The 20,681-nt window shown below is 67.6% G+C and carries 21 protein-coding genes; 9 read left to right on the forward strand and 12 right to left on the reverse strand.

What is annotated here, in order from left to right:
* Positions 1-70 precede the first annotated feature (70 nt).
* A complete protein-coding gene (locus TY25_RS35925; protein WP_029893782.1) occupies positions 71-526 on the reverse strand; it encodes an RDD family protein in 456 nt (151 codons plus the stop codon).
* Between the two features lie 282 nt (positions 527-808).
* On the opposite strand from TY25_RS35925, the gene glnA reads away from it, so the two are divergent.
* The 4 genes from glnA to TY25_RS35945 all read left to right on the forward strand — a co-directional run bounded on the left by glnA (position 809) and on the right by TY25_RS35945 (position 4,876).
* A complete protein-coding gene (gene glnA / locus TY25_RS35930; RefSeq protein WP_029893780.1) occupies positions 809-2,245 on the forward strand; it encodes a type I glutamate--ammonia ligase in 1,437 nt (478 codons plus the stop codon).
* Between the two features lie 107 nt (positions 2,246-2,352).
* Complete coding sequence (locus TY25_RS35935) at positions 2,353-2,640, forward strand: hypothetical protein (RefSeq protein ID WP_042264017.1); 288 nt, start codon at positions 2,353-2,355, stop codon at positions 2,638-2,640.
* Positions 2,641-2,684: 44 nt separating this feature from the next.
* Positions 2,685-3,065: a DNA-binding protein gene (locus TY25_RS35940; RefSeq protein WP_226887443.1), complete on the forward strand. Its 381-nt coding sequence runs from the start codon at positions 2,685-2,687 to the stop codon at positions 3,063-3,065.
* Positions 3,066-3,400: 335 nt separating this feature from the next.
* Positions 3,401-4,876, forward strand: coding sequence for a carboxylesterase/lipase family protein (locus TY25_RS35945; RefSeq protein WP_042264066.1), 1,476 nt, complete (start codon positions 3,401-3,403; stop codon positions 4,874-4,876).
* Here the strand turns inward: TY25_RS35945 and guaD are convergent.
* Positions 4,873-6,219, reverse strand: coding sequence for a guanine deaminase (guaD, locus tag TY25_RS35950; protein ID WP_042264020.1), 1,347 nt, complete (start codon positions 6,217-6,219; stop codon positions 4,873-4,875). The genes TY25_RS35945 and guaD overlap by 4 nt on opposite strands.
* A 360-nt stretch (positions 6,220-6,579) precedes the next feature.
* On the opposite strand from guaD, the gene TY25_RS35955 reads away from it, so the two are divergent.
* Positions 6,580-7,485, forward strand: a complete 906-nt coding sequence (locus TY25_RS35955) for a tyrosine-protein phosphatase (protein ID WP_042264022.1) — start codon at positions 6,580-6,582, stop codon at positions 7,483-7,485.
* Between the two features lie 58 nt (positions 7,486-7,543).
* Here the strand turns inward: TY25_RS35955 and TY25_RS35960 are convergent, their stop codons facing one another.
* Complete coding sequence (locus TY25_RS35960) at positions 7,544-9,748, reverse strand: elongation factor G-like protein EF-G2 (protein WP_042264024.1); 2,205 nt, start codon at positions 9,746-9,748, stop codon at positions 7,544-7,546.
* A gap of 162 nt (positions 9,749-9,910) precedes the next feature.
* Positions 9,911-10,324, reverse strand: coding sequence for a RidA family protein (locus tag TY25_RS35965; RefSeq protein WP_042264025.1), 414 nt, complete (start codon positions 10,322-10,324; stop codon positions 9,911-9,913).
* A gap of 130 nt (positions 10,325-10,454) precedes the next feature.
* Here TY25_RS35965 and TY25_RS35970 point away from each other — a divergent pair, with 130 nt between their 5' ends.
* Complete coding sequence (locus tag TY25_RS35970) at positions 10,455-11,798, forward strand: MFS transporter (RefSeq protein ID WP_042264027.1); 1,344 nt, start codon at positions 10,455-10,457, stop codon at positions 11,796-11,798.
* 10 nt (positions 11,799-11,808) lie between these two features.
* On the opposite strand, the gene TY25_RS35975 is transcribed toward TY25_RS35970, so the two are convergent.
* Positions 11,809-12,255, reverse strand: coding sequence for a hypothetical protein (locus TY25_RS35975; RefSeq protein ID WP_042264029.1), 447 nt, complete (start codon positions 12,253-12,255; stop codon positions 11,809-11,811).
* A gap of 195 nt (positions 12,256-12,450) precedes the next feature.
* Between TY25_RS35975 and TY25_RS35980 the strand changes: the two genes are divergently transcribed.
* Positions 12,451-12,819 carry a type II toxin-antitoxin system RelE/ParE family toxin gene (locus TY25_RS35980; RefSeq protein ID WP_081869327.1) on the forward strand — a complete coding sequence of 123 codons (369 nt, stop codon included), beginning with the start codon at positions 12,451-12,453 and terminating at the stop codon, positions 12,817-12,819.
* Positions 12,819-13,151 (forward strand): helix-turn-helix domain-containing protein, encoded by a 333-nt coding sequence (locus TY25_RS35985; RefSeq protein ID WP_042264031.1) that lies wholly within the window; start codon positions 12,819-12,821, stop codon positions 13,149-13,151. Before TY25_RS35980 ends, TY25_RS35985 begins: the two co-directional genes overlap by 1 nt.
* A gap of 144 nt (positions 13,152-13,295) precedes the next feature.
* On the opposite strand, the gene TY25_RS35990 is transcribed toward TY25_RS35985, so the two are convergent.
* Positions 13,296-13,958 carry a cation efflux transmembrane domain-containing protein gene (locus TY25_RS35990; protein WP_042264070.1) on the reverse strand — a complete coding sequence of 221 codons (663 nt, stop codon included), beginning with the start codon at positions 13,956-13,958 and terminating at the stop codon, positions 13,296-13,298.
* Positions 13,959-14,317: 359 nt separating this feature from the next.
* Positions 14,318-14,647: an ArsR/SmtB family transcription factor gene (locus TY25_RS43735; protein ID WP_042264034.1), complete on the reverse strand. Its 330-nt coding sequence runs from the start codon at positions 14,645-14,647 to the stop codon at positions 14,318-14,320.
* 986 nt (positions 14,648-15,633) lie between these two features.
* Here TY25_RS43735 and TY25_RS41010 point away from each other — a divergent pair.
* Complete coding sequence (locus tag TY25_RS41010; protein WP_256656730.1) at positions 15,634-16,005, forward strand: Rv3235 family protein; 372 nt, start codon at positions 15,634-15,636, stop codon at positions 16,003-16,005.
* Positions 16,006-16,302: 297 nt separating this feature from the next.
* Here TY25_RS41010 and lipA read toward each other — a convergent pair whose 3' ends face one another.
* The 5 genes from lipA to sucB all read right to left on the reverse strand — a co-directional run.
* Positions 16,303-17,319, reverse strand: coding sequence for a lipoyl synthase (gene lipA / locus TY25_RS36005; RefSeq protein ID WP_042264036.1), 1,017 nt, complete (start codon positions 17,317-17,319; stop codon positions 16,303-16,305).
* Positions 17,320-17,393: 74 nt separating this feature from the next.
* On the reverse strand, positions 17,394-18,092 hold the full coding sequence (gene lipB / locus TY25_RS36010) for a lipoyl(octanoyl) transferase LipB (RefSeq protein ID WP_014983075.1): 699 nt from the start codon (positions 18,090-18,092) through the stop codon (positions 17,394-17,396).
* 125 nt (positions 18,093-18,217) lie between these two features.
* A complete protein-coding gene (locus tag TY25_RS36015; protein ID WP_042264037.1) occupies positions 18,218-18,754 on the reverse strand; it encodes a GNAT family N-acetyltransferase in 537 nt (178 codons plus the stop codon).
* Entirely contained in the window at positions 18,751-19,659 is a 909-nt protein-coding gene (locus TY25_RS36020; protein WP_042264040.1) for a TIGR01777 family oxidoreductase, read from the reverse strand. Before TY25_RS36020 ends, TY25_RS36015 begins: the two co-directional genes overlap by 4 nt.
* Before the next feature lie 34 nt (positions 19,660-19,693).
* A partial coding sequence (sucB, locus tag TY25_RS36025) for a 2-oxoglutarate dehydrogenase, E2 component, dihydrolipoamide succinyltransferase (protein WP_042264042.1) occupies positions 19,694-20,681 on the reverse strand: 988 nt, incomplete at its 5' end.

The raw sequence follows: 20,681 nt of genomic DNA on the forward strand, positions 1-20,681 counted from the left end.
GTTTCGAGATCAAGGGGAACTGGTGGCGGCGGGCTCTCGGCCGATGCCGCCACCAGTTCCCCCTCGGCGCTCAGCGTGAGTGGACGAGCGCGGTCCCGGTCGCGCGATCGTGCATGCCACGCCCGTCGGAGTCGGTGAAGAGGGCGGGCACCACGAAGACCAGCAGGGCCTGGCGGGCCAGCGCGCGGACGATGCCGACGGGGACGGGCGCGTCGATCCGGACGGTGCGCAGGCGCAAGAAGTATTGACCGGGGGTGAACCCGAACATGGTCACCGCCCCCACCCCGATCACGAACCACACCAGCAGCGTGAGGCTGGAAGCCGACCCGCCGCGCATGATGATCGCGGCGATGCCGAGGGCGATGAGCCAGTCGACGAACAGCGCGGCGATCCGGCGGGCCATGCCGGACAGTGATCCGGCGCCGGACTTCGGCAGGCCCAATTCTTTGCCGGGGAACTCGGGGTTTGCCTGGTCGCCGGAACCCTCCGAAGGGCCGGAGAGCCACGATCCCGTCATGCGTGCCATGCCCCCACAATATGCGGGCCCGACCGGCCGACCGGCGCCGGAGCGCTGACGAGCCGGGAATGCAGGCCCGGCATAAGAGGAGTTCACGTCGGCGCCGGCCTGCGCGGATGGCAGGATTACCATGCTGGTGGCGCCCGGGTGGGCCGGGTCACCTGGCCAGCGGCACGTGTAACACTGGCGAAACACAGCCTTGACTGCGGGGAAACACCGCGTCCATACCGTCTGGACGCGACGAACCCATGCAATCGACACTGGCTGGGAACCGATCCGTAAGGAGAACAAGTGACGTTCAGCACGGCCGACGAGGTCATCAAATATCTTGCTGATGAAGAAGTCGAATACGTCGACATCCGATTCAGTGATCTTCCCGGTGTGCAGCAGCACTTCTCGATCCCGGCGAAGGCGTTCACGACCGACCTCGCAGAGGAAGGGCTGGCCTTCGACGGCTCGTCCGTCCGTGGTTTCCAGTCGATCGACGAGTCGGACATGCTGCTGCTGCCCGACTTCAGCACCGCGCGCCTCGACCCGTTCCGGGCGGCCAAGACGCTGAACCTGAACTTCTTCGTGCACGACCCGTTCACCCGCGAGGCCTACAGCCGCGACCCGCGCAACATCGCGCGCAAGGCCGAGGAGTACCTGCGCTCCACCGGTATCGCCGACACCGCGTACTTCGGTGCCGAGGCGGAGTTCTACATCTTCGACTCGATCCGTTACGACTCGGCCATGAACGGCGCCTTCTACGAGATCGAGTCGGTCTCGGGCTCCTGGAACACCGGCGCCGAGTTCAACCCGGACGGCACCCTCAACCGTGGTTACAAGGTGCGCAACAAGGGTGGTTACTTCCCCGTCGCGCCGTACGACCACTACGTCGACCTGCGCGACAAGATCTCGACCAACCTGCAGAACGCGGGCTTCGAGCTCGAGCGCGGCCACCACGAGGTCGGCACCGCCGGTCAGGCCGAGATCAACTACAAGTTCAACACCCTGCTCGGTGCGGCCGACGACCTGCAGCTGTTCAAGTACATCGTGAAGAACACCGCGTGGGCCGAGGGCAAGACCGTCACCTTCATGCCGAAGCCGCTCTTCGGTGACAACGGCTCGGGCATGCACGTGCACCAGTCGCTGTGGAAGGACGGCAAGCCGCTGTTCCACGACGAGGCTGGCTACGGCGGTCTCTCCGATCTGGCGCGTCACTACATCGGCGGCATCCTGCACCACGCGCCGTCGCTGCTGGCGTTCACCAACCCGACCGTGAACTCCTACCACCGTCTGGTGCCGGGCTACGAGGCCCCGATCAACCTGGTGTACTCGCAGCGCAACCGCTCCGCCGCCGTGCGCATCCCGGTGACCGGCAACAACCCGAAGGCCAAGCGCATCGAGTTCCGCGCGCCGGACTCCTCGGGCAACCCGTACCTGGCCTTCGCCGCCATGATGATGGCCGGCCTGGACGGCATCAAGAACAAGATCGAGCCGCTGGCCCCCGTCGACAAGGACCTCTACGAGCTCCCGCCGGAGGAGGCCAAGAACATCCCGCAGGCCCCCACCAGCCTCGCCACGGTCATCGACCGCCTCGAGCAGGATCACGACTACCTGACCGAAGGCAACGTCTTCACCGACGACCTGATCGAGACCTGGATCAACATCAAGCGCGACCAGGAAATCGCCCCCGTGAACCTGCGCCCGCACCCCTACGAGTTCGAACTCTACTTCGACGTGTAAGTCGTAGGACCCCAAGTGGTTTCGAGCCCTCCCGCAACGGCGCGGGAGGGCTCGCCCCATTTCCGGGCAGCGTTGAGATTTCCTACTTCGATTGATAATCTGGTGGGGTGAGCGCAGAGCCGGAGCATCGGATCGGGGAGGGGCCCGCTACCCGGGTCAGTCTTTCGCTGCCGGAAGGCACCGCCGAGGAGATCCGGCGGCGGGTGGGGAAGCGCGAGTTCTCGTCGTTCATCGCCTCCGCGGTCGAGCGGGAGTTGCGCGGGATGCTGCTCGACGAGTACATCGCCGATTACGAGCGGCGTATCGGACCGCTGCCCGAAGCGGAGCGCCGGCGTGCGCGGGAACTGTTCGACGATGCGCTGGATGAGTCGGGCCAGTGGCACACGGCAAGCTGAACAAGCCTGGACGCCAAAGCCGGAAGACACTGCACGCAGGAACGTTGGTTCTGGATTGCGATGGACTGTCCCGGCTGGTCGACGATTCCGCGTCGGTCGTCGCGGTCGTCGCCGAAGCGCGTTCCCGCGGCATGGAAGTCGTGATCAGTGCGCTCACGATCATCGAAGCGGCCCACCGGAAAACGGACCGTGCTCGCCTCGCCTGGCTGCTGTCGGCCCTTCGGATCGAACCGGTGGACGACAGCACCGCCAAAGCCGCCTCGGCCCTGCTCCTCGACGCCGGACTGCACGGGCACGAACACGCGATCGATGCCGTCGTCGCCGAAATGGCCGTACGTCAGGCGCCGCCGGTTCTGATGCTCACCAGCGACCCCGATGACATGCGGAAGCTCTGCGGACCGGCGGTACGCCTGATCACGACATAGTTTTGTTTGCGGCGTGGTTCGACGAGGGCCGGCGGGATTGGTCGGTTAGAGATCGTGGTGGCCGGGGCCGCCGCGACCACGGCCATTCCGCACGAGCCGCCGACCAGCGTGACTCTCGCGGGGTAGATGAACGGCGGTTGCGCGAGGGTGTGGTCGCGTGGTCGCAGGGGTGCGGTCGTGCAGGGTGCGGAGCGCCCGCTCGGGTGGGGCGTGGACGGTCGTCGTCAGGAGAAGCAGGGGTGGGGTCCGGGGGATTCGACCTGGGTTTCGATCGTCTAGTGGTGGGGAAGTATGCAGGGGGATCGCTGTGGGCGGTCGGGGAGAAGGAGGGGATCGTGGAAACGGTTGTGTCGGTCAGTGGGGGAAAGGTTCGGGGTTTGGTGCGGGAGGGGGTGTATGCGTTTCTCGGGATTCCTTATGCCGCACCGGCGGTGGGGGTGGCGCGGTTCGAATTGCCGAAGCCGGTGGCGGAGTGGGCGGGGGTGCGGGATGCGGTGGCGTATGGCGCGACCTGTCCGCAGGCGCCGTACCCCGACGGAATCCAGGCGTTGGTCACCATGAACCGGGTGCCGGGCGACGAATATTTGAATGTCAATGTGTGGACGCCGGATCCGAGTGCGGGCGGACTGCCGGTGCTGGTCTGGATCCACGGCGGCGGATACTCGCGCGGGTCCAATGCGGGCGCGGTCGCCGACGGCAGCGCCTTCGCGCGGGACGGCGTCGTGGTGGTGTCGATGAACTACCGCGTCGGCATGGCCGGGTTCGCGGTGCTGGACGGTGCGCCGGCGAATCGCGGTCTGCACGACCAGATCTTCGCGCTGCGCTGGGTGCAGGAGAACGTCGCGGCCTTCGGTGGCGACCCGGGCAACGTTACGCTCGGCGGCTTGTCCGCGGGCGGTATGAGCGTCGCCGCGCTGCTGGCTACTCCTTTGGCGCAGGGGCTTTTTCGACGCGCGATCATCCAGAACGGCACCACCGTCGCGGCCGCACCCATGGACGATGCCCGCAAGCTGTCGGCGGCCGCGGCGGCCAAGCTCGGAATAGTGCCGTCCGCTACGGCTTTCGGCGCACTCGGGGACGAAGAACTGCTGGACGCGCAGGAAGCGGTGGCGCTGGACCAGATGATCGATCCGTCGGCCGAACGCTGGGGCGCGTCGTTCATCACGAACGGGATCGGCATCCTCAACTTCTTCCCGGTGGTCGACGGGGACGTGCTGACCGACACACCGGTGAAAGTGCTGGAATCGCAACCGGATCGAGCGCTGCCCCTGCTCTGCGGCTACGCCGCCGAGGAGTTCCGTTTCTTCCTGATGCCGACCGGTGTCGCCGCCGCGGTGACCGCTGAAACGTTCCCGTTCTTCCTCAGCCGCTATGGAATGGCACCGGAACTCGCCGACGTTTTCGCCGCCGACCGGCCGAACGCGACGCCGGCGGATCTGCTGGCCGCAATCTTCACCGATGTCGCGTTCCGGGCCGATATCGTGCGGTTCGCGGAAGTCTGTGCGCACGCGCCGACATTCGTCTACGAATTCGCTTGGCCCTCCGAAGTGGACGGGCTCGGCGCCTGCCACGCACTCGAGACCTCGTTCATTTTCGACACTCTCGCCTCCGGGCATGCGATCACCGGCCCCAACCCGCCGCAGCCGCTCGCCGACGAAATGCACCGTGCCTGGGTGGATTTCGTCGCACACGGCGATCCGGGCTGGCAGCGGTTCGACGCGGCCACGCGTCCCGTGCGCGTGTTCGATCATCCCGAATCGAGGCTGGTGTACGACCCGCGCGCCGAGGAGTTACGCGCGGCCCGGCGTTAGGGCCGGGTGTATGCGCGTCGTCCCAGGACGTAGGTGGCCACCACGGAACGCTCGTCGCCGAGCATCATCTGGGCGAACAGCCGTTCATGGAAGTCGCGGGCCCGGTCGACGCGGTGCGCGAGGACCGGGGTGGCGGCCCAGTCCAGCACGACGAAGTCGGCATCCTTTCCGGCGCGGAAGTTGCCGATGTACTCGTCGCAGTACATCGCTTCGGCACCGCCGAGAGTGGCGAGGTAGAACCCGCGCAGCGCGTTCAAGCTGGTGCGCTGCGTTTCGGGTTTCGCCGATTCGCCGAGCATGACCACCTTGTATGCCTCGTTGAGGGTGCGCAGCATCGAATAGCTGGTGCCCGCACCGCAATCGGTGCCGAGACCGACCCGGATGCCCGCCTGCCAGGCGGCGGGCAGGTCGAACAGTCCGCTGCCGAGGAACAGGTTCGAGGTGGGGCAGAAGGCGATGGCGGCACCGGTCTCGGCCAGCCGGGACCGGTCCCGTGCGTCGATGTGCACGCAGTGGGCGAACAGCGAGCGGGGGCCCAGCATGCCCACGCGGTCGTAGACGTCGAGGTATGAGCGGGCTCCGGCGAAGCGGGCGAGGACCTGTTCGGTTTCCGGACCGCTCTCCGCGGCATGGGTTTGCAACGCGACATCCGGGAACTCGCGGAACAGCCGGCCGGCCAACGCCAACTGCTCGTCGGTGGAGGACGGCGCGAAGCGTGGCGTGATCGCGTAGGTCAATCGACCGTTGCCGTGCCAGCGGGCGCGGAGTTGCCGCGTATGGTTCTCGGCGTCGGACAGCGTCCGGTCCCGGAGGAACTCCGGCGCGTCCGGCTGCCGGTCCATCAGCACCTTGCCGCACGTCATCCGCAGGTCACGGGCCCGGGCCGCGGCGCAGAACGCGTCGACCGAGGCCGGATGCACGGTCGGGTGCACGCTCGCGGTGGTGGTGCCGCAGGCCAGCAAGGTGTCCAGGAAGATCTCCGCGATGCGGCGCGCGTGCGCGGGGTCCGCGAACTCGCGCTCGGCCGGAAACACGTAGTCCTGTAACCAATCCGACAGGCGCGCACCGAAACTCGCGATCATGTCGTACTGGCTGTAGTGGATGTGGGCGTCCACGAAACCGGGCAGGATCAGCCTGCCCCGGTGATCGACCACCGTGCCGTGAAGTCGCTGCGGCAGCGCGGACCACTCGCCCGCCCAGGCGACGGTGCCGTCGGCGGCGATCGCGAGCGCGCCGTCCTCGAACAGCTCCCACGCGTCGGGCGCGCTGTCGGGGCCGGGATCACGCAGGAAGTGCAATACGGTGCCGCGGACAACGGCGGGCAGCTCGTCGCGTTCGGCCATGTCCTCGACGCTAGTCGCTCGACTTCCGAGGGGCGGGTACGGCGCGCGTTTGCGAGAGCGGCGGCCGACCGGGATGATCTCGGGGGAAGGTGGGCGCGGGGAACTCTGTACGGTGCGGCCGCCTGCTGACTCTCCGTCGCGGCGAGCGCCTGCTGATGTTCGCACGCTGGGGGCACGAGGTGTTCCAGGCGCTCGCCCTCGCCTCGGATGCGGAATCCGATCGGTTGTCCAGCCTGAATCCCGTTGTCCGGCGCGGTGATCCCGCTGGTCGGCGGGGTGATTCCGGTGAGCGGGGCAACTACGGCGGGATCAACGGGAAACCCGGCAGCGGCCGCGTCGCGCGCCCTACTGTCCCGCGCCATGAAGTACTCAATAGTTTCGCTGTTCGCCGCAGTGCTGGCGACCTTCGCGCTGACGGCGACGACCGCCTCGCCGTTCGCGACCGCACAACCCGACGCGCAGGCGGAGTCCGCGATCGCCGTGGGCGGGAAGATCGATCTGCAGGGCGCGATCAATGTCCGCGATATCGGCGGATATCGCACCTATGACGGAGCGAAGGTGAAGTCGGGCAAGGCCATTCGCGCCGACTCGCTGGAAAAGCTCACCGCCGCCGACGTGCAGCAGCTCGCGGGCCTGAAAGTGCAGAAGGTGATCGACTTTCGCACCCCGGCCGAGGTGCAGTTCGCCGGCGCGGACAAACCGATCCCGGGGGCGCAGGCGGTCGCCAGGCCGATCGACGATACCGGACTGTTCCAGAAGCTGCTCTCGGTGATCCAGCTGCGTGATCCGGTGAAGCAGGAGGAGATGCTCGGCAACGGCAAGGCCGAGGAGATCATGAAGGGCGTCTACGCGAGCTTCTTCACCCAGCAGTCGCGGGCCGCGTTCGGGCAGACCATCAAGGATCTCGCCAACACCGACAAGGTGACGCTGTACCACTGCACCGCGGGCAAGGACCGCACGGGCTGGCTGACGTATGTCACGTTGCGTGCGGTCGGCGTGCCGGAACGCACTGCGCGGCAAGACTATCTGCTGTCCAACCAGTATCGCGCCGCGGCGGACGCGGCGCTGCGGCAGCAGGTGAAACAGGCCGGTCTGATGCAGAATCCGGATCTGCTGATCCCGCTGCAAGAGGTGCGCGACGCGTACCTGGACGTCGCCGTCGCCAAGATCGAGCAGGACTACGGCGATTTCGGCAAGTTCCTCACCCAGGGCCTCGGACTGGACGCCGGCACCATCCTGAAGCTGCGTAAGAACCTTGTCAGCTGATCGACCGGAAGTGGTTCGGGCCCATGCACTACGCGGTGGATGGGCCCGAATCCTGTTCTCAGGACTTCTTCTTCCCTTGCTCGCGCAGACTCGCGGCCAGTTGGTTCGGCATCGATTCGTGCCGGGTATAGGTGCGATTGAAATCGCCGGTGCCGTGCGAGAGCGAACGCAGATCGATGGCGTAGCGGCTCAGTTCGAGTTCGGGCACCTCGGCGTGAATTCTGGTGCGGCCGACGCCATGTGGCTCGGTGCCCAGCACGCGCCCGCGCCGCCCGGACAGATCGCTCAACACCGGACCCACGTAGTCGTCGGAGACCACGACCCACACGTCGGCGATCGGTTCCAGCAGGGCGACGCCCGCCGTGGCCGCGGCCTCGCGCAGGGCCAGCGCACCCGCGGTCTGGAAGGCGGCATCGGACGAGTCGACCGAGTGCGCTTTGCCGTCGAACAGCGTGACCCGCACGTCGACCAGCGGGTATCCGGCGGCGACACCGCGGGTGGCCTGAGCGCGCACACCCTTCTCGACCGACGGAATGAATTGGCGCGGCACGACTCCGCCGACCACCCGGTCCACGAACTCGATGCCCGACCCGCCGGGCAGAGGTTCTACTTCGATCTCGCATACCGCGTACTGCCCGTGCCCGCCGGACTGCTTCACATGCCTGCCGCGCCCGGAAGCCTTGCCCGCGAACGTTTCCCGCAGCGCCACCTGATGCTCGACGACGTCCACCTGCACGCCGAACCTGGTGCGCAGCCGTTCCAGCGCGACATCGCGATGCGCCTCGCCCAGACACCACAGCACCAGCTGATGGGTCTGGATATTGTGCTCGAGCCGCACCGCGGGGTCCTCGGCCGCCAGCCGGGCCAGGCTCTGCGAGAGCTTGTCCTCGTCGGCTTTGCTATGTGCGGTGATGGCGATGGGCAGCAACGGATCCGGCATCTGCCACGGCTCGATGAGCAGCGGTTTGTCCACGCCGGACAGGGTGTCGCCGGTTTCGGCGTGACCGAGTTTGGTGACGTAGGCGATATCGCCGGCGATGGCCTGACCGAGCGGGCGCTGGCTCTTGCCGAACGGCGCGGACACCGCGCCGACCCGCTCGTCGACATCGTGGCTCTCGTGCCCGCGTGCCTCCAGTCCGTGCCCGCAGACGTGCACGGTGTCGTCGGCGCGCAGCGTGCCGGAAAAGACGCGAACCAGCGACACCCGGCCGACATACGGGTCGGAGGCGGTGCGGATCACCTCGGCCGCGAGCACGCCGTCCGGATCGCAGTCGAGCCGGCGGCGGGTGTTGCCGTCCGCGGCGGTGACGGCAGAGACGATGTGCTCGGCCGGCGTCGGGAAGCCGCCGGTGATCAGGTCCAGCAGTTCGACCGTGCCCAACCCCTGTTTCGCCCCCTCCGGGGCGGGCGCGCCGAACAGCACCGGATGGAAGCTGCCCCGGGCCACCGCGCGTTCCAGGTCGGTGACGAGGGTGGTGAGTTCGATGGGTTCGCCGCCGAGATAGCGGTCCATCAGGGATTCGTCCTCGCTCTCGGCGATGATGCCCTCGATGAGCCGGTTGCGGGCCTCGTCCAGCAGCGGTTGCTGTTCGGGCGTGGGCGTGGCCTGGACGCACTCACCGGAGGAGTAGTCGACCACGCAGTTGGGCAGCAGCTCGATGAGTCCGGTGACCGGTCGATGACCGTCCGCGCTTTTCGGTCCGTACACCGGAAGATGCAGCGGCAGAATGTTTTCCGACGCGCCGCCGCCGAGCACCGTGCGACAGGTCTCGGTCATCTCGTCGTAGTCGGCCCGCGCGGTGTCCAGGTGCGTGATCACGATCGCGCGCGGCATGCCGACCGCCGCGCACTCCTCCCACAGCGCGCGCGTGGCGCCGCTGACGCCTTCGGCGCCCTCGGCCGCCGAAATCACGAACAGCGCGGCGTCCGCGGCCCGCAGACCCGCCCGCAATTCGCCGACGAAGTCCGCGTAACCGGGGGTATCCAGCAGGTTGATCTTCATCCCGGCCCAGGCCAGCGGCACCACGGACAATTGCACAGACCTGTGCTGCCGATGCTCGATCTCGTCGTAATCGGACAGCGATGTCCCGTCCTCGACCCGGCCCGCCCGGTTCACCGTCCCCGTGGTCAGCGCCAACGCCTCCACCAGCGTGGTCTTGCCCGATCCGCTGTGCCCGACCAGGACCACATTCCGTATCTGTTCCGGCCGTTCGGCCGAAAGTACTCTGCCGTTGCCTCCAGCAGATCCGCTCGTCTTGTCCACTGTGCGTCTCGCTTCCCTCGCGCCCCGACACCTGCGGTACTTCGAGCTTCCCACCGGCGGTCCCGCTCCGTGCCCGGATCGCCAGATCCGATACCTCTGATACCGGGTTCCGACCTGGGCATACCGTGCGGTTTCGGGTGCGCGGGGAGTCATCCCCGCCGCTCAGCTCGCGGCGCGCAGCGCGACAACGGCTTCCACCTCGACGAGGAACTCCGGCCGGAACAACCCGGCCACCTGGACGAGGGAACTCGCGGGATTGGGCCGGTCGCCGAGCGCGGGCCGCAGGAACTCGTCGCGGACGTCGCGGACCACCTGCAACTGACTGACGTCGGTCACGAACCAGGTGAATTTGACCAGGTCGGTCCAGTCGGCGCCGAGCGCGCGCAGCACGTTCTCCAGGTTGGTCAGCGCCTGCCTGGTCTGCGCGGCCAGATCGCCCGCGCCGACCACGTTGCCCGCGGCGTCCACCGCGATCTGACCGGACACGAAGGCGAGTCCACCCGAGGTGGTCACCGCGTGGGCGTAGCCGAAACCCGGTGCGACGCCTGGGATATCGGAGAATCTCTGGTTGATCATGGCGTCAGCGTAGTCGGCACGAATCAGGCGATTCCGCTGTCACCTGCCGTTCGGCGGACCATTCCGGCCGGATACCGATCGGCCGCTCGTATCGGCTGAAACCTGGTGCCCGATATGGGACAGTGCGCGGATGGATGTCACACCCGACGTTTCCCGCGCGACACTGCGCAAGGTCGTAATCCGACTGGTGCCGTTCCTCGGGCTGCTCTACTTCGTCAACTATCTGGATCGGGTCAATATCGGCTTCGCCGGGCCCAGTGGAATGAAAGCCGACCTGGGGCTCACCGAGACGGCGTTCGGCCTCGCCTCTGGGATCTTCTTCATCGGCTACCTGGTGCTCGAGGTGCCGAGCAACGTGGCGCTGCACCGCTTCGGCGCGCGTCGCTGGATCGCCCGGATCCTGGCCAGCTGGGGGCTGGTCGCGACCGCGATGGCGTTCGTGCCGAACGAAACCGTCCTGTACATCCTGCGTTTCGTGCTCGGCGTCGCGGAAGCAGGCTTCTTCCCCGGCATTCTGCTCTACCTCACCTACTGGTTCCCGCAGAACCAGCGGGCGAAGATCGTCGCCCTGTTCATGGTGGCCGTGCCCGTGTCCACCGCGCTCGGCTCGACGCTGTCCAGCCTGATCATCCAGTACGGGCACGGGGTGTTCGGACTGAGCGGCTGGCGGTTCATGTTCCTCGTCGAAGGACTGCCCGCGATCTTCCTCGCGGTGGTGACCTGGTTCTATCTCACCGACAGCCCCGCCCAGGCCCGCTGGCTGACCCGCGACGAACGGCAATGGCTCAGCAGCGAACTCGCCGCCGAACAGGCTGTCGTGGAGAAACAGGAACAGTGGACGCTACGCAAGGCGCTCACCGATTCCCGGGTGCTCGGGCTCGCGCTCGTCTACGGCGGCATCGTCTACGGCTTGTACGCGCTCGGTTTCTTCCTGCCGACCATCATCAACGGGTTCCAAGAGCAGTACGGCACGCACTACTCGGTGGTGCAGCGCGGACTGATCAACGCGGTGCCGTACGTCATCGGCGCGGTCGTGATGGTGCTCTGGAGCAGGCACGGCGACCGGACCGGCGAGCGGGCCTGGCACGTCGCGCTGCCCGCGCTGGTCGGCGGGCTCGCCATTCCGGTCGCGCTGTATCTCGGCAACCCGTTCGCGGCCATGGCCGCGGTGACCGTGTGCGCGGTCGGCGTCCTCGCCGCACTGCCCACCTTCTGGGCGTTGCCGAGCACCTTCCTCTCCGGCGCGGCCGCGGCCGCGGGCATCGCGTTGATCAACTCCATCGGCAACATCAGTGGTTTCGCCGCGCCCTACATCACCGGCTGGCTGAAGGATTGGACCGGCACCCAGCGTGCGGGACTCTGGGTGGTGGGCGCCTGCATGATCGCCTCCGCGGTCGGCGTGCTGTACCTGTGGCAGCGGATACTCGCGCGCACCCGATCGGCGGTGGAATCCGAACAGGCGCTGCCCGAATAGGTTTCGGGCGTCAGTAGCCGCTCATGTGGTAGTCGTTGCGGGAAACCCAGAAGTTGTGATCGTGATTGGCGCACTGGTACCCCGCGGTGCCGTCCCGATCGGCATAGGCGACACACAGGAATTCCCCGTGCGTGACGCGTTCACCCGGCCGGACGACACGCTCGTTGCCGGGGTAACCGAAACTGGCACAGGAATATTGGGCGGACGCCCGCCCGGACAGGCCGATGGTGAACACCGGAATCGAAGAATCCCCACAGGGTTTCGGACCGGGCAGGGTGATGTTCGCCGCGGTCGGTGCGACCGCGCACTTCACGTCGGTGTCACCCATGCGGCAGATGACGCTGCGGTCGGCGGTGTTGAAACCGATGGTGTCGGCCGCCGCGATACCGGCTGTGGTGAAAATTGTTGCACCAATGACTATTACGGCTCGCATCAGCTGGCGCGAACGAACCCCCATGGAAACTCCTTCGGTAATCGCACATCGATCGCATGTTCGGAGCGGCATGCGCTACGGTCCCCTCGTGGACGGCGTCGGTCGAGGATGCCTGGGGTTCAGCTCAGCTGGAAGAGTTCGGTCGGCTGGGCGGACCAAGTCTCGGCGGGCCAGTCGTGCATTCCACCTCGCGAATATGATAAAAAGGTTATATTCTGGATGGTGACCTGGGAAATAAGTCTTCATGCGGAGGTGGAGTCGTGGTACTTGGCAATCTGTGCGGACGACCCTGAGACGGGCGACCTGATCGAAGACGCTCTCGATCAGCTGGCAGAGGAGGGTCCGACTGCCGGGCGTCCCTTGGTGGACCGTATACAGGGCAGCAAATATCACAACATGAAGGAACTCAGACCGCCGTCGGCGGGGACCAGCGAGGTCCGGATGCTGTTCGCGTTCGACCCCGCCAGGGAGGCGATAGTACTTGTTGCCGGTGACAAATCCGGCAATTGGCAACGTTGGTATCGCGACGCGATCCCGTTGGCCGACAAGCGCTTTTCCGAGCATCTCGAAGCGCTGAAGGAGCAGTGATGAGCGACGAATACGTGAAGTGGGGCGACGTCAAAGCGAAGGCACGCGCACTCGACCCTCGAACCGACGAGGAACGTGCTCGCGGCCGCGCGCTGGCCCAGGAGCGTCGCGAGGCGTACATCCGCGGCCATCAGTTGGCGGAGATGCGGAAGGCGATCGGGCTGACTCAGGTCGAATTGGCCGAGTTGCTCGGGGTCTCGCAAACACGGGTGTCGAAGATCGAGCACGGTGAGATTGCCGGCATCGACACAATCCGGGCCTATGTAGCGGCGCTCGGCGGGACGGTGGATATTGTCGTCACCCTTGGCGACCGGAGTTGGAAAGTCGCCTGAGCGAACGGCTCTCGGGGCCGACTTCGCAGTGGGTGATCCGATGTCGGCGCGTCCCGGATGATGTGCAGGGGAGTCGTTTGCTCCGGGTCGTTCTGACATCGTGATTCGAGTTCTGTTCGTTGGGTCGAATGGGCTGGTGCGCGGTCAGTGGTCGGGGCAGCAGGTGTTTTCTGTGGGGTGGGGCGGGGTGGGGCAGCAGGTTTGGCCGTGCCAGGCGTTGCGGCCTTCGCGGACGGCGATGGCGGCGATGACGAGGGCAGCGAGGGGGTCGGCCCAGGACCAGCCGAAGAGGGCGTTGAGGAGCAGGCCGGCGAGGAGGACGGCCGACAGGTAGGTGCAGAGCAGGGTTTGTTTGGAATCGGCTACGGCAGAGGCGGATCCGAGTTCGCGGCCGGCGCGGCGCTGCAACCAGGACAGCACCGGCATGACCAGCAGACTGGCTGCGGCCAAGCCGATGCCGATCGGGGAGTGCTTCGCTTCGCCGACACCGAGCAGTGCGCGGACGGCATCGACGGTGACGTAGACGGCCAGGGCGAAGAAGGAGAACGCGATGATGCGCAACGCCACTTTCTCCCGCGCTTGCGGATCCCGTCCCGCGAACTGCCACGCGACTGCCGCCGCCGAGGAGACCTCGATCACCGAGTCCAACCCGAACCCGATCAACGCCGTCGACGAAACCCGAGCCCCCTCACTCAGCGCGACGATCGCTTCGATCACGTTGTAGGTGATCGTCGCGGCGACGAACCAGCGGATGCGTCGGGAGAGTGCGGCTTGTCTGTCTGGGGCGAGGGGCGCCACGCCGTGCATCGGATGGATCACGCCGCCAGCGTGCGCATTGGGCGCAGAGAGGGTTCCGGTGTCTGTGCCGTCGCATTGCCCGGTCTCGGTGCGGATGCCCGCGTCGTCGCGCTCCGATGCGGATGCGGAGGGTGCGGCCGCGGAGATTTCGGAAATGGAGGTTGCGGGCGCGGAGGCTGCGAATATGGAGGTTGCGGAGGGCGCAGCGGCTTCGGGCGCGGCGGGCGTAGTTGCGGATGCGGAGCCGGAAGCAATCCTGCTCCGGTGTGCCGACAGCGAAATCGAGTCCGGCAGTGCAGCGTTCGCTCGCGACGAGGGCGTCGGTAGGGCTGACTCGTGGTGTGCGGGCATGCCGAGTGGTGTGGACATCAGCAGCACCTTTCGTCGCCCGCGGCGGGGCAGCAGGCTGGGTCGACGGCCAGGACCAAGCCGAGGAGGTCGCCGAGGGCGTGGCCGATGCGCGCGTCGGCGAGTTCGTAGCGGCTGCGGCGGCCCTCCGGAATCGCGACGACGAGTCCGCAACCTCGAAGGCAGGCAAGGTGATTGGACAGTATCTGCCGTGACACGCCGATCTGCTCGGCCAACTCGGACGGGTAGCTCGCACCGGCCCGCAGACTCAACAGAATCCGAGTCCGCGTCGGATCGGACAACGCGTGCCCGAACCGAGCCAGCGCGTCGCTGTGCTGCAAAGTTTCCACAGGGTGAATAGTACAGATTCCGATGTATTCATAAAACCCTGAACCATTGGGTGGAGGGTGTCTGGTCGCGAGACGGTCAGCGGAACCCGTCGAGCATGACGATCGCAGCTGAGCGGTGGTGCGAGTTCGCCGGCCGCGCTCCTCGAAACCTGCGCGGGTCGATGGTGCGTCGAGCCCACCGGGGCACGGTCGGCAGCAAACCGTTGGAGTGCATGAGTGGACGCCGCCGTGCCCCCTGTGCGCCCACGACCGGTTTGCCGCGTTCGCGGCCCGGGCTGAGCTGTCGACCCACAGCGCTTCCATACGGTTCACAGCAGTTGTATGCCCTGTGAGGCGTGCGAACGGTCTGTGGGTGAGGGGTCGGGTAGTGGAGTACTCGTGAGATCCGGTGGTGCCGGAGCAAAATCGGGGCTCCGAAGAGTGGGGAAAGCAGCGAGGGGGTAGTGGTGACCGGATCGGATCGGGCGTTGCAGTCGACTGCGAAGCCGCAGGGATGCCGATTGGATGGACGGACGGAGGAAGACCGACCGAATAGGTGTGCGCCAGGCCGTCCGTCAGGGCGGGGTGCGGGAGGGTGCCGTTCGGGCCGCGCTCCCGAGTGCGGTGGGAATGGGGGCACGGTCGGTGGGTGCCGGTCGGATGCGCAGGAGTGCGGTGCGGATGGGCGCGAGGGGCCTCGGACGGATGGGCAGGTGGATGAGTCCGGCACGAATGGACGGGTGAGCGGCGCGGGTAGTCAGGGACTGGAGTGCCGGTCAACTGGGCGGGGGCAGCGTGGGGCCGGGGCGATGCGGTCCAAGTCGCGGGTGGGGTGTGGGGCGGAAGCGGGTCCCGTGTCTCTGTTGCCCGCCGAGGAGTTTGTGCAGAAGCGTGGCGCGGATGGGCGGGAGGGGCGTCGGTCGGATAAACCGGTGGATGAGTCCGGTGCGGATAGGCAGATCGCAGGTTGCCGGTCCACTGGGCGGGGGCAGGGTGGAGCGGGGGCGATGCGGTCGAGGTCGCGGGTGGGGCGTGGAGCGGACCCGGATCCGGAGGCGGTGTTGTCCGCCAAGGAGTTTGCGCGGTGGGCGGTTCGGTTGGTTCTGGAGGTTTTGGACCATCGGCGGCTGGTCACGCACATGACGTCGGTGGCCGACGCCCGCATCGTCGCCGCACTGCGCACGATGGTGAACACCGACGTGATTCCGGGCAGAGGTCTGGGTGTGGCGGTGCCGGGCCGGGTAAGCGTGCGCATGGTCGACGCCGACACCGCTGAGGTCTGCGCGGGATACGACCGAGGCCCAAGGCATTTCGCCCTCGCCGCCCGCATCACCCGAACCCGCGGCCAGTGGCGCCTGACCGCCCTGCGCGTGCGCTGACCCAGCAGGCCCGTGCCGTTTTGTGTGCTTGGACGCACGGTCGTCGAAGTGGGCGCGCGCCGATTCCAGTCCGGCCTGTGGAGGTTTGGATTCGGCGCAAGGTGATGTTCGAGGCTGTGCACTTCGTGGCCGACGCGCGTTGTGTGGTCTGCCTGGAGGCGTAACGCCGCAACGCTCGCGAGTTCCGGCGGCTGCGCGTAAATGGAGTTCGCGGTGCGCCCATTCGCAGGGCAGACGGTGCCGCGCACAGAGACGGGCCCGCACCTGTCGGACAGGTGCGGGCCCGTAGCTGCTGAGTCAGCTGCCGAAGCGCGCCAGGACGGAGGACGCTTCCTGCGAGGCGGAACCCTCTTGGGCGAGATGCGCCATGGTGGGGGCGATTTCGCGGCCGTGGTGCGCCATTGCTTGGGCGTAGAGCCGGCCTGCGCGGTAGGAGGAGCGGACGAGCGGTCCGGCCATCACGCCCGCGAAACCGATCTCTTCGGCCATCTTGGAGTGGTCGACGAATTCTTGCGGCTTGACCCAGCGGTCGACGGGGTGGTGCCGCGGGGAGGGGCGCAGGTACTGGGTGATGGTGAGGATGTCGCAGCCTGCCTCGTGCAGGTCGCGCATCGCCTGGGTGACCTCTTCCGGGGTCTCGCCCATGCCGAGGATCAGGTTGGACTTGGTGACCAGACCGGCCTCGCGTGCGGCGGTGAGCACCGAGAGGGACCGTTCGTAGCGGAAGGCGGGACGGATGCGCTTGAAGATGCGCGGCACCGTCTCCAGGTTGTGCGCGAGCACCTCGGGGCGCGAGGCGAACACCTCGGCCAACTGCTCGGGCACGGCGTTGAAGTCGGGGATGAGCAGTTCGACACCGGTGTTCGGGTTCAACGCCTTGATGGCCCGCACGGTTTCGGCGTAGAGCCAGGCGCCGCCGTCGGCGAGGTCGTCGCGCGCGACACCGGTGATGGTCGAGTAGCGCAGGCCCATCGCCTGCACGCTCTCGGCGACCCGGCGCGGCTCGTCCCGATCGAGTGCGGCGGGTTTGCCGGTGTCGATCTGGCAGAAGTCGCAGCGCCGGGTGCACTGCTCGCCGCCGATCAGGAAGGTGGCCTCGCGGTCTTCCCAGCATTCGAAGATGTTGGGACAGCCCGCTTCCTCACAGACCGTGTGCAGGCCTTCGCGTTTGACCAGACCTTTGAGCTCGGAATACTCCGGGCCCATCTTCGCCTTGGTCCGAATCCACTGAGGCTTGCGCTCGATCGGGGTCTCCGCGTTGCGCGCCTCGATGCGTAGCAGTTTGCGTCCTGCCGGTGCTGAAGCTGAGGTCACTTGATCGACACTACGCCTACCGGGTCGGCCGCTCGCGACCCCTCCGGTGGGTGTGACGCGTGCGATAACCGCGCTCAGCGGATGTCGTGCGCGGTTACCGGGAGTTCGCCGTTCAATGCCCTGGTGATGGCGTCGGCGACGAGCGGTTTGACCTCGGCGACCGTGACCTCGCGGGCGAGTTCGCGGCTGAGCGTGGTGACACCGGCGTCGCGGATGCCGCAGGCGACGATCGCCTGGAAGCCGTCCATGGCGGAGTTGCAGTTCAGCGAGATGCCGTGCAGGGCGACGCCGCGCTGCACCCGCACCCCGATCGCGGCGATCTTGCGTTCGGCGAACACGTCGGTGGCGGGCAGCCACACCCCGGACCGTCCTTCGACCCGGCCACAGGTGAGTCCCATGCCGGTGCAGACGGTGATGAGCGCTTCCTCGAGGCGGCGCACGTAGTGGACGACGTCGACCGGTTCGGCGAGCCGCACGATCGGATAGCCGACCAGCTGTCCCGGACCGTGCCAGGTGATCTTGCCGCCGCGATCCACCTCGACCACCGGGCTGCCGTCGATCGGCAGATCCTCGGCCTCGGTCCGGCGACCGGCGGTGTAGACGGAGGGGTGCTCGAGCAGCAGCAGGTGATCGGATCCGAGGCCCTCGGCCCGTTCTGCCGCGAGTTTGCGTTGCAGCTCCCAGGCGTCGTGGTAGTCGATGAGTCCGAGATCCTCGACCACGATCGGGGTCGTATCGAATCGAGCGGACCACGTGGTGCGCGTGTCGTTCACAACCCTGACGGTACGCCGGAGCCTTTACGGCTTTCCACCAGTGCCCTGTGCTGCTCGCCACACGAGGGGGAACTGGTGGCGGCATCGGCCGAGTGCGCGACGCCGCCAGTTCCCCCTGATCTTGGTCAGCGCGCGTGCACGGGCAGCGTCAGCTGCATGAGGGTCAGGTCCATCCAGCGACCGAACTTGTGGCCGACCTCCGGGAACTCGCCGACCGTGCGGAAACCGAAGCGCTCGTGCAATTGGATCGAGCCGGTGTTGCCGGATTCGATGCCGGCGATGATCGCGTGCACCGAGCCGGTCCGGCGGGCCCGCTCGATCAATTCGGTGAGCAGCGCGGTGGCGATGCCGCGGCGCTGGAACCGGTCGTCGACGTAGACCGAATTCTCCACGGTGAAGCGGTAACCCGCCTTGGGGCGCCACGGACCGTAGCTCGCGTAGCCCGCGACTTCACCGTCGATCTCGGCGACCAGCACCGGCAGACCTGCCGCGGTGCGAGCGGCGAACCAGGCCTCGCGCTCCTCGAGGCCGACCTGCTCCAGATCCCAGATCGCCGTGGAGGTGGCGATATTCGCGTTGTGGATCGCCAGGATGGCGGGCAGATCCGCGGCCCGCGCGTCCCGGATGAGGGCGGCGGGGCGGGTGTCGAGCTGGTCGGTCATCGATCGTCTCCGGGTCGACCCACCATGGCCGCCAGCGCGGCGCCGACAGTGGGGTGCTGGAACTCGTAGCCCGCCTCCTCGAGGGCCGTGGGAATTGCTCTGGGGCCGTGCAGGATCGCCTCCTGCGCGAACTCGCCGATCAATGCCCGCAACGCGAACGCGGGCACCACCAGCGGTGTCGGCCGGTGCAGCGAGCGGCCGAGCGCGCGGCTGAACTCGGCGTTGGTCACCGGCGCCGGACCGACCACGTTGACCGGGCCGCGCAGGGTGTCGGTGCCGAGCGCGAACAGGATCGCGCCGATCTCGTCGGCCATCGAGATCCACGGCGTGTACTGGCGTCCGCTGCCGAGCCGTCCGCCGAGGCCGAGCGAATACAGCGGCTGCAACATGCCGAGCATGCCGCCGTGCCCGGACAGCACGACGGCGCTGCGCAACAGGATGGTCCGGACCCCGGCATCGACGGCCGGGGCGGTGGCGGCTTCCCAATCGCGGCACAGGGTGGCCAGGAAACCCGAACCGGCGGAAGAGGTTTCGTCGACCACCCGGTCACCGGTCGTGCCGCCGTAATAGTGCACGCCGCTGGCGTTGAGCAGCGTCGGCACGTCGGCGGCGACGACCGCCGCGGCGAGCACGTCGGTGGGGGTGATCCGGCTGTCGCGCAGTTCCTGTTTGAAGCTGCCGGTCCAGCGGCGGCGGCCGATGCTCGCACCGCACAGGTTCACCACCGCGTCCGCGCCGCGCAGAGCTCGTTCGTCCAATTCGGCGCGGACCGGATCCCAGGTGAACTCGTCCGGTCCCGCCGCCCGCCTGCGTACCAGGCGGGCGACGTCGTGCCCGTCGCGGCGCAGGGCCGCGACGAGCGCTGTCCCGATCAGCCCGGACGAGCCGGCGATCACGACCTTCATGCGCGCACGATGACCTTCCTGTGGCGAACCCGTCTTACAGACCGAGGTCGGCCTCGAACGCCGCCTCCTCGAGCCGGTGCCGGATCGTGGTCAGGAAGCGACCCGCGTCGGCACCGTCGATCAGGCGGTGGTCGTAGGTGAGCGGCAGGTAGCACATCGAACGGACGCCGATGGACTCGCTGCCCGTATCGTCCTTCACCACGACCGGGCGCTTGACGATCGCGCCGGTGCCGAGCATGCCCGCCTGCGGCGGGAGCAGGATCGGGGTGTCGAACAGCGCGCCCTGGCTGCCGATGTTGGTGATGGTGAAGGTGCCGCCGGCGAGCTCGTCCGGCTTCAGGCCACCGTTGCGCGCGCGGTTGGCGATATCGGCGATGGCGCGGGCCAGGCCGGCCAGCGACAGGTCGCTGGCGTTGTGGATCACCGGGGAGAGCAGGCCCTGCTCGGTGTCTACGGCGATGCCGAGGTGCACGGCCGCGTGGTAGGTGAGCTCTTTGGTGCTGTCGTTGTAGCTGGCGTTGACGTTCGGGTGCACGCCGAGCGCCTCGACGACGGCCTTGGCGAAGAACGGCAGGAACGTCAGGTTGACGCCCTCACGCTCCTTGAACGCCGCCTTGGCCTGCGCCCGCAGCTGCGCGATCTTGGTGACGTCGGCCTCGTGCACCTGGGTCAGCTGCGCGGTGGTGCGCAGCGATTCCAGGGTCTTGGTCGCGGTGATCTGCCGGATCCGGTTCGCCTTCTGCACGGTGCCGCGCAGGTGCGCCAGCTGTGCGCTCGGCGCGGGCGCGGCCTTGGCGGCCGGGGCCTTCGCGGCGGGCGCGGCGGCGGCCGGCGCGGGTGCCTTCTTGGCTTCCGCGGCCGCGAGCACGTCCTGCTTGCGGATGCGGCCGCCGACACCGGAACCGGTGAGCGCGGACAGGTCGACGCCGTTCTCGTCGGCCAGCTTGCGCACCAGCGGGGTGACGTACGGGGTGGCGCCGTTACCGGAGGAATCCGACTCGGTCGCGGTGGCGGCCGGTGCC

Source organism: Nocardia brasiliensis NBRC 14402 (assembly GCF_000308475.2).
Lineage (GTDB): Bacteria > Actinomycetota > Actinomycetes > Mycobacteriales > Mycobacteriaceae > Nocardia > Nocardia brasiliensis.

Bases quoted from the DNA above. Each gene is read 5' to 3' on its own strand.
- TY25_RS35925 (WP_029893782.1), bottom strand. From the start codon at position 526: ATGGCACGCATGACGGGATCGTGGCTCTCCGGCCCTTCGGAGGGTTCC.
- guaD (WP_042264020.1), bottom strand. From the start codon at position 6,219: ATGGCCGAACGCGACGAGCTGCCCGCCGTTGTCCGCGGCACCGTATTG.
- TY25_RS35955 (WP_042264022.1), top strand. From the start codon at position 6,580: ATGAAGTACTCAATAGTTTCGCTGTTCGCCGCAGTGCTGGCGACCTTC.
- TY25_RS35965 (WP_042264025.1), bottom strand. From the start codon at position 10,324: ATGATCAACCAGAGATTCTCCGATATCCCAGGCGTCGCACCGGGTTTC.
- TY25_RS35970 (WP_042264027.1), top strand. From the start codon at position 10,455: ATGGATGTCACACCCGACGTTTCCCGCGCGACACTGCGCAAGGTCGTA.
- TY25_RS35975 (WP_042264029.1), bottom strand. From the start codon at position 12,255: ATGGGGGTTCGTTCGCGCCAGCTGATGCGAGCCGTAATAGTCATTGGT.
- TY25_RS35980 (WP_081869327.1), top strand. From the start codon at position 12,451: ATGGTGACCTGGGAAATAAGTCTTCATGCGGAGGTGGAGTCGTGGTAC.
- TY25_RS35985 (WP_042264031.1), top strand. From the start codon at position 12,819: ATGAGCGACGAATACGTGAAGTGGGGCGACGTCAAAGCGAAGGCACGC.
- TY25_RS35990 (WP_042264070.1), bottom strand. From the start codon at position 13,958: ATGCACGGCGTGGCGCCCCTCGCCCCAGACAGACAAGCCGCACTCTCC.
- TY25_RS41010 (WP_256656730.1), top strand. From the start codon at position 15,634: ATGCGGTCGAGGTCGCGGGTGGGGCGTGGAGCGGACCCGGATCCGGAG.
- TY25_RS36015 (WP_042264037.1), bottom strand. From the start codon at position 18,754: ATGACCGACCAGCTCGACACCCGCCCCGCCGCCCTCATCCGGGACGCG.
- TY25_RS36020 (WP_042264040.1), bottom strand. From the start codon at position 19,659: ATGAAGGTCGTGATCGCCGGCTCGTCCGGGCTGATCGGGACAGCGCTC.